Raw genomic sequence first — 13877 nt, 5'->3', positions numbered from 1 at the left:
AAAAAAATTTCTTTTGCGTATATTATTATGAACCAGTAAATGAAGTGAAACAGTCAAAGGAGATCCCTAAGTTACATTTTGCAGCATAACTCGCTTCATTTGTCGGCATTCTTAATAAATATGGAAGGGAAAATGATTGTATGAGTAAAGAAAAAAAGAAAAAATATGAAGAGATTTTTGGTGAAGTGCAAGAAGTTACAACTTATGGCGAGTGGGTGGATTGTTGGATACTAGAGCTAAGTCTGATGAGAAAAGCATCCTCAATAGCTATTTATCAGCGAACGTTGAATAAATATCTACTTCCTGCTTTAGGAGACTATAAGTTAGAAGATTTAACACCAAAAATAATCAATAAAGCAATTGATGAATGGATCGCTAATTATGCAAGACCGACAGTTGTTTTAAATAATCTGAGTATGCTAAATCGTACGTTGAAAGCGGCTATTCGAGAAGGTCTTTTATCCGAAAATCCGTGTGATGATATTAATTGGACAGTACTTGCCTCACAAAAAAGCAAACGTATGTCAATTTTTAGTAGTTAAAATTAACGCAAAGAGGTCACTTGTCAGCATCCTGATAAATGACCTCTTTGCGTTAATTATTTTTTTGTCGAATTGTAGTCCGGCCCACTTTTTTGCTCTGCATTAGATTACCAATAATAAAGATTAATATACCTAACCAAATGAAAGAAAAGGCAATAAACTGTGACAGACCGTAGGGTTCATGGAACAAAAAGATTGCTAAAAACAGCATGATTGTTGGATTGATATATTGAACAAAACCCAGTGTGACATAAGACAATCGTTTTACAGCGTTGGCAAAAAGTAACAAGGGAATTGCGGTTACTACACCGGCACCCATAGCTAATAAGTTTGTAACAGTATCATAGCCCATAAAGCCAACGTCCGAGAAGAAAAACAAATAAATTAGTCCAATTGGTGCGATAATCAACGTTTCTAGCGTAATTCCCGTTACTGCACTTAACTGTAGCTGTTTTTTAGTCAAGCCATACATACAAAAGGAACCTGCTAGTATAATAGAGGCCCAAGGAAAAACCCCCGTTTGAACTGTCAGCAGTACCACACCAGCAAAAGCACACAATGTAGCAATTTTAGCAGTAAGAGTTAATGGTTCTTTTAAATAAATTGCGGCTGCTAGTACATTAAATAAAGGATTGATATAATAGCCAAGGCTACCTTGCTGAACATGACCAGAATTAACCGTGTAAATGAAGACACCCCAATTTACCGAGATAAAAATCGCTGCGGCAATAATTGCCATCGTATTTCTTTTACTTTTCAACAATTCTTTGGTCTCCTTAAAAAAGATCGGAAGGTTTCGAGTGATGAGCAAATAAATAATCATGAAAACGAATGACCAAATAATCCGGTAAAACAAAATGTCCACTGCACCAACATTAGGCATTAACTTCCAATAAAGAGGTATAAAGCCCCACAATGCATAAGCACCAAAACCATACAACAGCCCACTATTTTTCTTCATATAAACCCTCCCAGCAGTTCTGATATAAAAATGAGGGTACCAATCGAATGATTGATACCCTCTCCAATTTGTATCTTTGTTAATCTTCGTCTACCGAAGCCCCTGTTAGCGGCATGGAAGAGAGTTCCACACCTGCTGCATCAGCTTTTGCTAAACGAGCAAAGTAAGATTTTGTTTCTTTGAATACCACCGGACTTAATAGAGCTAAGGCGATAATATTCGGAAAGGCCATTAAGCCATTGAAAATATCGGCAATGGTCCAAACGGCGGTTACAGTTAGGTAAGGACCGATAAAGACGGCAGCAATGTACAAAATCCGAAATGCTGAAGAGAATTTTGTATTGCCATTGGTCAAATAGCTTAAGCAACGCTCTGAATAGTAGTTCCATCCTAGAATAGTCGTAAAGGCAAAGAAAGCCAAACAAAGCATCAACAATAAGGAAGCGACTGTTTGTGAAATTGGCAAAGCTTCCGTGAAAGCATAAATAGTAACTGCTGAACCTTCCAAACCAGTCTGCTGCCAAGCACCCGTTAAAATAATTGCCATCCCTGTCATGTTACAAACGATGATAGTATCGATAAAGGTACCAGTCATAGAAACCAATCCTTGACGAACAGGTTCGTTTGATTGAGCAGCGGCAGCTGCGATCGGTGCACTACCTAAACCAGATTCGTTAGAGAAAATCCCGCGAGCGATCCCTTTTTGCATGGCGATCATCATAGCGCCTAATGCACCACCGGAAACTGCCCGTAAACCAAAGGCACTTTGAACAATTTCTACGATAACACTTGGTATGCGACCAATATTTAAAATAATCATAAACAAGCAAAGACCAACATAAATCACAATCATCAATGGAACAATAATTTCGGAAACACGAGCGATCCGTTGCACACCGCCGATTAATACAATTGCCACTAAGACAGTAACGACAGCACCGGAGATGATAGTCGCCCAAGTATACTGATTGCCAAACAATGTAATAGTATTTAACTTGTTTGGATCAAAAAATGTTTCAGCAGCTGAAGTAATCCCGTTTACCTGTGTCAGGGTACCAATCCCGATCAACCCAGCTATTGCTCCAAAGAAGGCAAACATTTTCGCTAGCCAGCGCCAGTTTTTTCCTAACCCGTTTTCAATGTAGTAAAAAGGTCCGCCTAATGCATTGCCGTTATCATCAAAGGTCCGGTATTTTACCGCCAGCAAGCCTTCCGCGTATTTTGTAGCCATTCCTAGTAATCCGGCTAGTTCCAACCAGAACAAAGCACCTGGTCCGCCGGCTACGATAGCTGTTGCGACCCCAACAATATTCCCTGTCCCGATAGTAGCTGAAAGGGCCGTACATAAAGCTTGGAAGCTGGTTACATCGCCGGCTCCGCCTTCTTCGTTTTTTACCATGTACTTCAAAGCCAATGGCAAACGACGAATTTGGATTCCGCGGCAACCGATCGTCAAAACGATCCCGATTCCCAAAATCAAGAGAATCATCGGTGCCCCCCAAATAATTGAATTAATATCTGATAAAAATGCGTCCATCCAACCCCTCCTATTTTTTGCCATTTTATCATAAAAAGACGAGGGTGGTGATAAAAAATTCAAAAAAGAATGATTTTTATACAGGAATGTTCGTTTTTAGCCAATAATAGCTCGCTAAATTTTGTGGACTAAAAAGAAGATAAGTGTTCACATATAATAATGAAGAAAAAAGCGCCGGCGAATGCCGACGAGTAAAAAGGTTAATCAATTTTAGTTGTTCCACTGCCAATGTGGGCTACATAAAACTCAGGTGCATAACCAACCGTTTTTAAATAGTCATCGTAAACATTGTTTTTGAAGCTTGGGATTGCTGATTCTTCCACTACAGCGATGGCACAGCCGCCAAAGCCAGCACCGGTCATCCGTGCACCTAGGACGCCTGCTTGTTTTTGCGCAGCTGCCACTAAAGTATCCAGCTCTAATCCAGTTACTTCGTAGTCTTCACGTAGAGAAGCGTGAGAGGCATTTAACAATTTGCCAAAGGCTTCTAAGTTTCCTTGAACGAGCTCTTGTTTGGCAATTAAGGTCCGTTGATTTTCGGTTACAGCATGGCGAGCCCGTTTCACTAAAACTTCATCATCTAATAAGTGTTGATTGGCTTCAAAGGTAGCTTCATCTAAATCGCCTAACGATTTAATAGCTAACTCTGTTTGCAGGCGAACCAAAGCTTCTTCGCATTCGCCACGGCGTTCATTATATTTTGAGTCGGCTAATTCTCGACGTTTATTCGTATTCATGATGACAATTGCATAACCATCCATTTTTACTGGAACCATTTCGTACTCTAAGGTATTTGTATCAAGTAAAATTGCTTTATCGATTTCGCCAAATCCAATGGCGAATTGATCCATAATCCCTGAATTGACGCCGATGAATTCATTTTCGACTTTTTGACCCAGTTTTACTAAAGTTAAGCGATCAATGTCTAACTGGAATAGATCTTCAAGTACCACGCCAACTAATAATTCCAAAGATGCACTGCTGGAAAGACCAGCACCATTAGGAATGGTGCCATCAACTAATAGTTCGAAACCATGTTTAATCTGATAGCCGGCTTCCTGCATTTTTAAAATCATGCCTTTAACGTAATTCGCCCAATCGGCATTTTTATCAAAGGTTAAATTGTCCAGCGAAAAACTAATTACACCTAATTCATCAAAATTGGTAGAGTAAACGAGTACTTTTTGATCTTCTCGGGGACTAGCTACTCCATAAGTTCCGTAAGTAATGGACGCAGGGAAAACGTGACCACCATTGTAGTCGGTATGTTCTCCGATTAAATTAATCCGACCGGGAGAGAAGTAGTGGGTAGTGTCTCTAGGTCCAAAAACCTCTGCAAATTTTGTGGTTAATTCTCGATTAATGTTCATTATTGTTCCTCTTTTCCTTCTATTATAAATTCAGTTGCGATGAGCATTGGTTTTAAAGCGTTCAATTTAATGGAACCAAAGGCTGGAAATTGTTCAGCGCCGGGAGCAGTTTGGGTTTCAAAAGTGATGCCCCCGTGATTCGCCATTTTCTTGCCATGCATTTCCGGCGTGTTTTCTCCAAAGTTAGCAGTAAACAAAACCATACTACTAGCTTCTGTCTTAATGACCACCCGAACTTTATCATCGGGACTTGTAAGGGTTGCGGCAGTGGTATCTAAACCGACTTTATCTAAAATGAAAGGATGATCCATACCATCAGCCAGTTTCTTTTGTTCAAAATTACTAGTAAACAAGGTGCTTAAAATTTTCTCAGTTGTAAAATCAAAGGCAGTACCTGTAACTTTAAGTTTGTTGCCGCTGGGAATCGTATCGCTTCGTAGCTCGGCAAAGCTTGAACTATTTAACCACAACTTATGCTGATCAATCGGCTGAGCACAATCACCAGTTAGATTGAAATACACATGATTCGTGGGATTGAACAAGGTATCCCGATCACTGATACCGCGAGTAGTAAGTCGCCAAACGTTGTCATTGGTCAAAGTATAGCGGACTTCCACATCTAGATTCCCGGGGAAACCATGTTCACCGTCTGGGCTAGTTAAAGTAAAGAGGACAGAAGCCTCGTTTATTCCTTCCAGAATAACAAAATTCCATTTTTTACTTTCAAATCCTGGTTTTCCTCCATGAAGCGAATGATTCGTCTCCCCATCCACAGTTACTTGATAGTCTGTTCCATTCAAGTTAAAGCGACCATTTTCAATACGGCCGGCTGTTCGCCCGACAGTTGCTCCGATGTAGGGGTCTTTTACTAAATATTCTTCGGCTGTATCAAAACCTAAGACTAATTCTCGTTGTTTGTCTCCAATGGGCGTATTTAAGCTGACAATTCGTGCACCTAAGTCGGAAACTGATAAGCGTAATCCGTGGGCATTCTCTAAAGTAATCAAATGAAATCCTTTGCCAAAGTCTTTTTGACTAATTTTCACAAGTAACATCCTTTCATTTATCTGTTAATTAGCGTTTCGGTAAAAATAAATGACTTCTATATAGCACATCGTATCAAAAAAACGCTTCCTTTTTTACTCTCTTCTGTGATTACTATTTAACTTTTTGTTGCATCTTATTATACTGGTATAAAAAGGGGTGGGCAAATATGGAGCAAACATTGTTTTTAAAAAAAGGGCAACAATATCTTTCTGGTGATTTACAATTCCAATTTTGTGGACTTTCTCGAACTTTACCCTATCATTCCTTTGGGCCGGCAATTCGTGAATGCTACGTTTTGCATATGGTGTTAGAAGGAAAAGGCACCTATCATGTAAAAGATGAGAAATATCAATTGCAAAAAGGGGATGTGTTTTTAATTCGACCAGGGATCACAACTTTTTACCGTGCCGACGCCGCAGACCCGTGGATGTACGCATGGTTAGCCTTCAGTGGGAAAACGGCTGAAGAAGTTGTAAGACGCTCCGCTTTTCAAGAAGACGGCTTTGCTATGAGTTCTTCGAATACACAAAAGTATATTGAAATTATCAAACGGTGCTTGGAATACAATCAAGATAATTTATTGGACGAGTTACATTTAAATGAACAAGCTTATCGTTTTTTAGCAACATTACTAGAGGATGGTGGAAAGGTCAACACTTCAGCAGAAGAGGTGTCCTCACCTTTGGCATTAGCAACGGTTGATTACATCCAGCAGTACTATGCAAAAAAAATTACTGTAGCAGGAATTGCTAAGGATTTAGCTGTCAACCGCAGTCATTTATCTCGGGTTTTCAGTAAGCAAATGGATATGGGGATCAAAGAATATTTAAATGGAGTACGAACAAACCGGGCAGCCTTTATGCTAGCCTATACTCAAGAAACGGTAGAAGAAATTGCTAATCAAGTTGGATTTAACAGCTTGATTGTTTTTAGTCGCACGTTCAAAAAGAGCACAGGGGAAACACCAACTGAATACCGAAATCGCATGCGTCAAAACGTTGGGGCATCTCAAGTATTTACTGATGTTGAAGAGCGTTTAAAACAGCAGGCAGTCGTGTCTCGTGCAACGTAATGTATAGAAATAGGGGTTACTATTTGAGTAGGATCGTTTTAAATTTCGTTGTTAAGTTAAATTCTTCATGGTAGAATTTTAATAAGGATTGAAATCGTTTTCAATTCATAGCTGATTGCGCAGATCATTAATTAAAAGTTGGGGTGTGATCGGAAGCCACAGTGATTTTTATTTAAGGGGGGAGTTTATAATGGATGCTACAAATGTAAAACAAGGGCTACGCAAGAATTTTTTTACAGTTGTTTTGTTAGCAATCGCTGGATCGATAATTTATGGTTTGGCTTATTTTCGCCTGTATTATTATGATGCTTATATTGCAACTTATGGCTTAACTAACACGCAGATGGGGTCGTTAGGGAGTGCTTATGGATTCATGGGACTAGTATCTTACTTGATCGGGGGGATCTTGGCGGACCGATTTGCTGCTAAGAAATTACTTGTCTTTTCCTTAATCGCTACCGGTTTTGGCGGCTTCTTACACCTTTTTTTCACCAGTTTTATCGCACTTTTTTTGATTTATGCTTTGTGGGGTGTGACTTCACTGTTGACTTTTTGGCCGGCACTTTTGAAAATTGTACGGATGCAGGCAACTGATGACGAACAAAGTCGGGCTTACGGTATTTTTGAAGGAACCCGGGGAGTTACCAACGTGATTCATATGGCAATAGCCACAGCAATTTTTGGTTTCTTCCAAAAGGCGTTGACTGAGGCTGCCGGTTTGCGCTGGATCATTATTTTCTATTCAGTAATTCCAATTGTCTGTGGCTTAGCTTTCTTATTTTTAGTCAAAGAACCGACTCGCAGTGCAGAGGACTCTACAGGAGAAAAATTCAAGTTTAAGGATGTTCTGGACGTTTTGAAAATGCCGTCAATCTGGTTGATTATTGGTATGATGTTCACCAGCTATATGTTCAACATGTCGATTTATTATTTCACGCCGTATGCTTCCAACATTATCGGAACGTCCGCCGTTTTTGCGGCGATCGTTACTGTACTTGCACAATACTGCCGCTTGGTAGCAGCTCCAGCAGGTGGCTTTTTAGCTGATAAAATTAGTAAGTCTACAGTTATGATGAGTGGTTTCATCGTTATGGGGATTGGAACGGCACTGATGATGTCGATTGCGGGAATGAGCGGTCAACTGCAAGTGGTTTTATTGATCGTAGCTGCTAGTATTGTCTATTTAGCGATGTTTTCCAACTATGGAATTTTCTTCTCCTTCATGTCTGAAGGCGGGATTCCGTTACGGCTGTCTGGAGTAGCCATCGGCTTAGCTAGCACATTGGGCTATTTACCAGAAGTCATTGCACCGTTAGTCGCAGGAAATATTCTGGATCGATTTGAAGGGAATACTGGTTATTTTATTTACTTTAGTTTGATGATTGCCATGGCCGTTATCGGTGCGATTTTGTGTATCATATGGGGCAAAACCTATGGCAAGCGTTATAAAGAAGAACAAAAGCTCAAAGAAACGCAACAACACTAAAAGGAGGAACCAATGGTGAAAAAAATCGTAACAGAGTTTCCCTACCAGGTAAAGGTGATCGAAAATGAATGGTTTACGTTAGCTGACGGTACCCGCTTGTCCTGTCGAATGTGGCTGCCGGAATCAGAAGAACCCTTGCCAACAATTTTAGAATATTTACCTTACCGCAAAACTGATGGTACCCGAGGTCGAGACAATCCAATGCATGGATTTTTCTCTGGGCATGGTTATAACGTGGTGCGGGTAGATATGCGAGGAACCGGAGAATCTGATGGTCTGCTAAAAGATGAATATTTGAAACAGGAACAAGATGATGCAATGGAAGTCATTGACTGGATCAGTAAGCAATCATGGTGCGATGGGAATGTAGGGATGATGGGCAAATCATGGGGTGGTTTCAACTCACTACAAATCGCCGCTCGACGTCCAGCAGCATTGAAGGCAGTGATGGTAGTCGGCTTTACCGATGACCGGTACAACAACGATATCCATTACAAAGGTGGTTTGGTCTTAAACGACAACTTCTGGTGGGGCGCGATTATGCTGGGCTATCAGTCTCGTGCGATTGATCCGAATGTAGTCGGCGATCGCTGGCGGGAGATGTGGCTGGAGCGATTGAAAAACATGCCTCTATGGATGGCTAACTGGTTAGAGCACCAAACCCGCGATGAGTATTGGCGCCACGGTTCAGTTTGTGAAAATTATGAAGACATTCAGGTGCCTGTTTTTTGTATGGACGGTTATGCGGATTCCTACACGAATACTGTTTTAAGCTTATTGAAAGGATTAAATGTACCCAAAAAGGGAATTGTTGGACCTTGGGCACATGTATACGCGCATGATGGAGTACCTGAACCTGCAATCAATTTCTTAGGTGAAGGGGTAAAATGGTGGGATCATTGGTTGAAGGGAAAAGAAAATGATGCGATGGATGGTCCAATGATTCAAGCTTGGATTGAAGATAGCATGCCCCCATCTACCAATATGCCAGTTAGTGAAGGTCGTTGGGTTGGTTTGGAGGACTGGCCATCGAAGGAGATCACTCCAAAATCTTATGGGTTAACCTATGGTCGACTGGTGCATGAACGGGGTGACAAGGAAGAAAAAGTGATTCTTCATACACCATTAAATCATACGTTGTTGGCAAATGAATGGATGGGTGCCGGTGTTCCAGGCGAATCTCCGGGTGATCAACGTTTAGATAATGGCTTGTCTATGACTTTTGATTCAGAAATTTTAGAAGAGGATTTGGATATTTTTGGCTATCCAAAAGTTGAAATTACATTAGCTAGCGATAAGCCGAATGCCATGATCTATGCTTCTCTTTGTGACATATCACCAGATGGCGCATCAACAAGAGTATCTTATGGGGTAATGAATCTCACTCACTTAAAAGGTCATGATAAAGTAGTACATCTAAGACCTGGTGAAGAGGTGCAGGCATTTGTAGATTTAGATTGTTGTGGTCATCGCTTTAAAGCTGGTCATCGGATTCGTTTATCCTTAGCAAACTCTGCTTGGCCGATGTTTTGGACGATGCCTGAAGAATTCAGTCTAACGTTAAATTTGAAAGACGCAAACTTTACATTGCCGATTTTTCACGGAGAGGACGTTGCGGGGCCAAATCCTGAAGCGCAATCAGCACCGCTGACACCAACAACAATTTTATCAGAAGGAAAAGTTGAACGAGAAATTACCTACGATCTAGTGAATGATACGTGGACTTGCATGACTAATGGTATCGGAGGAGTGTTTGGTGAGGGGATTTATCGCTTTGATGAAATAGATGTTACCGTAGAGCATAACTTGAAACGAGAGCTGTCATTGTCAAATCGCGATCCATTATCCGCTCACTATACAATTACTCAAAATATGCGGCTTGGTCGCGAGGGCTGGTGGACCAATGCAGACATTACGACAACCCAAACATCTGACAAGGAATACTTCTATATTACAGGACAAATGGATGTCTCAGAAAATGATCAGCACATTTATACGAAAAAATGGGATGAGAAAATCAAACGCAATGGCATGTAGTTGCTAAATTGAATAGATGTTCGCATCAGTCTGATTGGAATCAAGAGCTGCTTGATTCCGATTTTTTTTAATCCAGCTCTTAATTTGATAGTAAAAATTAACCTGTTTGTTAATTATGTATTTAAGATAAGGCGTCGAAAGCTAAGAGTTGTATCTGTTATAAGTTTTTTTGAATATTTTAACAATAAGAAAATTGTTTAAGTTGATAATTATTTTATTCGCAAATATATTGAGTTGAGTTGAAATGTTTATTTGGTAAAATATACTTTATTTAGCTAGTATAATTTAATTTAATATTCTTATTGTTTAATCTATATCAATTGACTACGGTTGTACTATTTATCTAGATAAATATCGAAAAATAAAATGATTTAACAAGATGGAAAATGTTTTTTATAAATAAAGAAATTCGTTTGTTAATTCGTGTTGTCGAAAGAAAATCAGGAGGTTATACATCTTTAGAATAGGTTTCTGATAAAAATAAATAGTAAAACATAGTATTTTTTACTATTAACCTTTGTTTTTTTAAAATGATGAGCGTAGAATAGAAATGATAAGATAAACATATGAATGGAGGGACTGTCTTGGAGGAATATTTGCGCCGAATTGAGCGGATGAAGCAAAGACTCAGAAGAACGAAACCAGAAGTAGATTTGGAAAATGCCCGAATATTGACGAGAGTATTTAAGGAAACCGCAGGGGAACCTTTAGCAGTCCGCAAAGCAAAAGCCTTTAAAGCGCAATGCGAAGAAAAAACAATTGAAATTTTTAACGATGAATTAATTGTCGGTAATCCAGGTAGTAAATTGCGCGGAGGAATTGTCAGTGTGGATACTTGTTGGTCAGTATTAGCAAATGAATTAGATACGATTAGCAATCGATCCCATGATCCTTTTTACATCAGTTCAGAAGAAAAGGATCTGTTCATGGAGGAAATTCAACCTTACTGGGAAGGTCGCTCTACCTACGATGCTTGGGTGAAACAAATTCCTGAAGACACAAAAACATTGAGAGATAACAGTGTGGTTTTTATTGACAAGCGTTTAATGCGGGGATCGGGGGAAGTAACCGCCAGTTATAAACAAATTATTGACGAAGGTTTAGTAGGTATAAAAAAACGCATTTTAAGACGAAAGAAAGTATTAAACTTAACAGAACCGGGAACATATGAACAGGATTGCTACTTACGTGCATTACTGATCACAGTAGAAGGTTTAGAAATTTTAGCAGACCGCTATGCTAAAGAGGCTTATCGTCTAGCTGAAATTGAAACAGATTACACACGACAAGAAGAATTGATAACTATAGGAAATATATGCCGACGAGTTCCTAAGTATCCAGCTCGGACGTTTCAGGAGGCTTTGCAGTCTCTATATTTTTATCATATGTCTTTGTTTATGGAACAAAATGCGGAAGGATATAATCCAGGACGTATGGACCAGTATTTATACCCATATTATAAAGAAGATATATCTGCCGGACGAATTACTGATGAAGATGCACAGGAATTACTGGACTGTTTATGGGTAAAACTCAATGAAGTTTGTTTGTTCCAAGATGAAGCTACTTCAACTTTTGTAGCAGGATATCCGACATTACAAAATGTTTGTGTCGGTGGTGTAGATAGTTTAGGGCGCGATGCAGTCAATGAACTTTCTTACTTGATTTTGCAGGCGACGACTGATGTAAGGCTCCCGCAACCATCTTTATCAGTACGATACAGCTTAGCTAAGAATCCCAATCGTTTTTTAAGAAAAGTAGTTGAGTTAATCAAGCTTGGAACAGGGTTTCCGGCTTTTCATAATGATGATGTAGGTATTCGCATGTTGATGAATAAGGGAGTGCCGCTAAAAGAAGCTTTCGACTGGAGTCCATGCGGCTGTGTAGAAACTAGTTTGGAGGGTCGAATGAAGCAGTATACCTCTTTGGCAGATATCAACTTAGGTAGTGTTTGTGAACTAGCTTTGAATAATGGAAAAAATCCGCGAACCAATCAACAAATTTCAATCGAAACTGGAGATCCCCGTGATTTTGGCAGCTATTTCGAATTCAAAGAAGCGGTTAAAACGCAAATGACTTATGTGATAGAGGCTTGTGTAAAGGGTAGTCACGTAATTGATGAACTTTCCATGAATCGACCGGTGCCTGTAGTATCCTTGACCCATCCTGAATGCATCGAAAAGGGCTTAGACTATTCTTGTGGGGGAGCAAAATATACTTGTGGAAATGGGATTACTTCGGTTGGAGTAGCAGACTTGATTAATACGTTGGCAGCAGTAAAAGAGTTAGTTTTTGACCGCCAGTGTGTGACTATGGATGAATTATTAACGGCAGTTGATAATAATTTTGTTGGCCACGATTCTATTTATCGATTATGTGAGGCGGTGCCTAAGTATGGTAATGCTAATCCAATAGTAGATGAGATTGCTAGCGAGATATTTACCTTTATAGCCGATGAAATAGAATCCTATCACAGTAAATTTGGGAAAATGACGCCCGGTATTTTACCGGTAACAGTCAACACTTTATTTGGACTATCCGTGGGTGCATTACCGTCTGGACGCAAGTCGAGTACTCCATTAGCCGATGGAGTAAGTCCAAGCGGTGGTACTGATCGTTTCGGTCCCAATGCGATTTTACGTTCAGTATCTAATATTCCACACGATCGTTTTGTTCAAGGTACATTGTTAAATATGAAAATTTCTCCTGATTTGATTCGTACAGAAAAAGGGATCACTCAAATGATGGCTCTTTTAAAATCAATTTGTTCCTTAGGCATTTTCCATGCTCATTTCAACGTAGTAGATCGCGAGTTATTGCTTCAAGCCCAAAAGATGCCGGAGGAGCATCGAGGTTTATTGGTCCGAGTAGCAGGGTATACAACATATTTTGTTGATTTAAGCGAAGATGTTCAAAATGAAATCATTAATCGAACACCACAAAGAGGTCTAGTAGCAGGTGAAGCATGGAAGGAACAGTATTAAGAATAGAGCAGGGGTCTCTGCACGATGGTACCGGTTTGCGGACAGTAGTTTATTTAAAAGGTTGTCCTTTGCGCTGTGCTTGGTGTTCGACACCAGAATCCCAGAGTAAATCAATTGAAAATGGGTTTGGTCAAAACATGACCTCAGACGAAGTAATAGATGAAATTGAGAAAGATAGCATATTTTATTTTCACTCAAATGGCGGAGTGACTATCAGTGGTGGTGAAGCTCTAGTACAAGCTGATTTTACAAGAGAAATCTTAAAGAAGTCTAAATACATCGGAATTAATACGGCATTGGAATCTAGCTTTTGCGTCCCTTACACCGAAATACAAAAAGTCGCCCCATTTATTGACACCTTGTTTGTTGATGTGAAGATTTTTACTAATGAGCTCCACAAAAAGTGGACTGGATTAGGCAATCAACAAATTTTAAAAAATATTCGTCGCTTTTTGATTGAGTATCCTAATTGCGAGGTACGTATTCGTGTTCCAGTTATCCCCGGGATCAATATGGATATCATGGAATTATTGATGACGGCCTGCTTTGTGGCAGATCTCGACCGGTTTGTACCATTGGAGCTATTACCATATCATCGCTACGGTATGCATAGCTATGAGTTATTAGGTAAAGAATATCCATTAAAAGATACTCCAGCACCATCACCTAAAGAGATGTTTGAACTAGCTGATCAGCTGGCTCGCACCGTTCCACATTTGCCGGTGGCAACATTGGCTAAGACATTTATTTACTAAATATATGAGAGGAGGACTATGTATGTTTCCAGTTCCCCTCTTTTTTTTCGATTACTCTTACTATATTTACCGATTCATTTCTTTTA

The 13877-nt window shown here is 39.7% G+C and carries 10 protein-coding genes; 6 read left to right on the top strand and 4 right to left on the bottom strand.

Features of this window, described 5'->3' with window-relative positions; genetic code table 11:
* The first annotated feature begins 140 nt into the window (after positions 1-140).
* Positions 141-542 carry a hypothetical protein gene (locus IGI42_RS17795; protein ID WP_438717320.1) on the top strand — a complete coding sequence of 134 codons (402 nt, stop codon included), beginning with the start codon at positions 141-143 and terminating at the stop codon, positions 540-542.
* A gap of 52 nt (positions 543-594) precedes the next feature.
* Here the strand turns inward: IGI42_RS17795 and rarD are convergent, their stop codons facing one another.
* The 4 genes from rarD to IGI42_RS17775 all read right to left on the bottom strand — a co-directional run bounded on the left by rarD (position 595) and on the right by IGI42_RS17775 (position 5456).
* Positions 595-1503 (bottom strand): EamA family transporter RarD, encoded by a 909-nt coding sequence (gene rarD / locus IGI42_RS17790; RefSeq protein ID WP_438717319.1) that lies wholly within the window; start codon positions 1501-1503, stop codon positions 595-597.
* A 79-nt stretch (positions 1504-1582) separates the two neighbouring features.
* Entirely contained in the window at positions 1583-3040 is a 1458-nt protein-coding gene (locus IGI42_RS17785) for an alanine/glycine:cation symporter family protein (protein WP_438717318.1), read from the bottom strand.
* A gap of 200 nt (positions 3041-3240) precedes the next feature.
* Complete coding sequence (locus tag IGI42_RS17780) at positions 3241-4410, bottom strand: galactokinase (RefSeq protein ID WP_438717317.1); 1170 nt, start codon at positions 4408-4410, stop codon at positions 3241-3243.
* A complete protein-coding gene (locus IGI42_RS17775; protein ID WP_438717316.1) occupies positions 4410-5456 on the bottom strand; it encodes a galactose-1-epimerase in 1047 nt (348 codons plus the stop codon). The genes IGI42_RS17780 and IGI42_RS17775 overlap by 1 nt, the downstream gene beginning before the upstream one ends.
* A 167-nt stretch (positions 5457-5623) precedes the next feature.
* On the opposite strand from IGI42_RS17775, the gene IGI42_RS17770 reads away from it, so the two are divergent.
* The 5 genes from IGI42_RS17770 (at position 5624) to IGI42_RS17750 (ending at position 13791) form a co-directional block, all read left to right on the top strand.
* A complete protein-coding gene (locus tag IGI42_RS17770; RefSeq protein ID WP_438717315.1) occupies positions 5624-6529 on the top strand; it encodes an AraC family transcriptional regulator in 906 nt (301 codons plus the stop codon).
* Between the two features lie 190 nt (positions 6530-6719).
* Complete coding sequence (locus tag IGI42_RS17765) at positions 6720-8015, top strand: MFS transporter (RefSeq protein WP_438717314.1); 1296 nt, start codon at positions 6720-6722, stop codon at positions 8013-8015.
* Between the two features lie 12 nt (positions 8016-8027).
* Positions 8028-10052: a CocE/NonD family hydrolase gene (locus tag IGI42_RS17760; RefSeq protein ID WP_438717313.1), complete on the top strand. Its 2025-nt coding sequence runs from the start codon at positions 8028-8030 to the stop codon at positions 10050-10052.
* A gap of 584 nt (positions 10053-10636) precedes the next feature.
* Positions 10637-13036, top strand: a complete 2400-nt coding sequence (locus tag IGI42_RS17755) for a glycyl radical protein (RefSeq protein WP_438717312.1) — start codon at positions 10637-10639, stop codon at positions 13034-13036.
* Entirely contained in the window at positions 13018-13791 is a 774-nt protein-coding gene (locus tag IGI42_RS17750; protein ID WP_438717311.1) for a glycyl-radical enzyme activating protein, read from the top strand. The genes IGI42_RS17755 and IGI42_RS17750 overlap by 19 nt, the downstream gene beginning before the upstream one ends.
* The last annotated feature ends 86 nt before the right edge of the window (positions 13792-13877 follow it).

This window comes from Enterococcus sp. AZ109, assembly GCF_051714625.1.
Classification (GTDB): Bacteria; Bacillota; Bacilli; order Lactobacillales; family Enterococcaceae; genus Enterococcus_A.
Note: the sequence above shows the minus strand (reverse complement) of the source record. Positions and strands in the feature narration are given on the sequence as shown.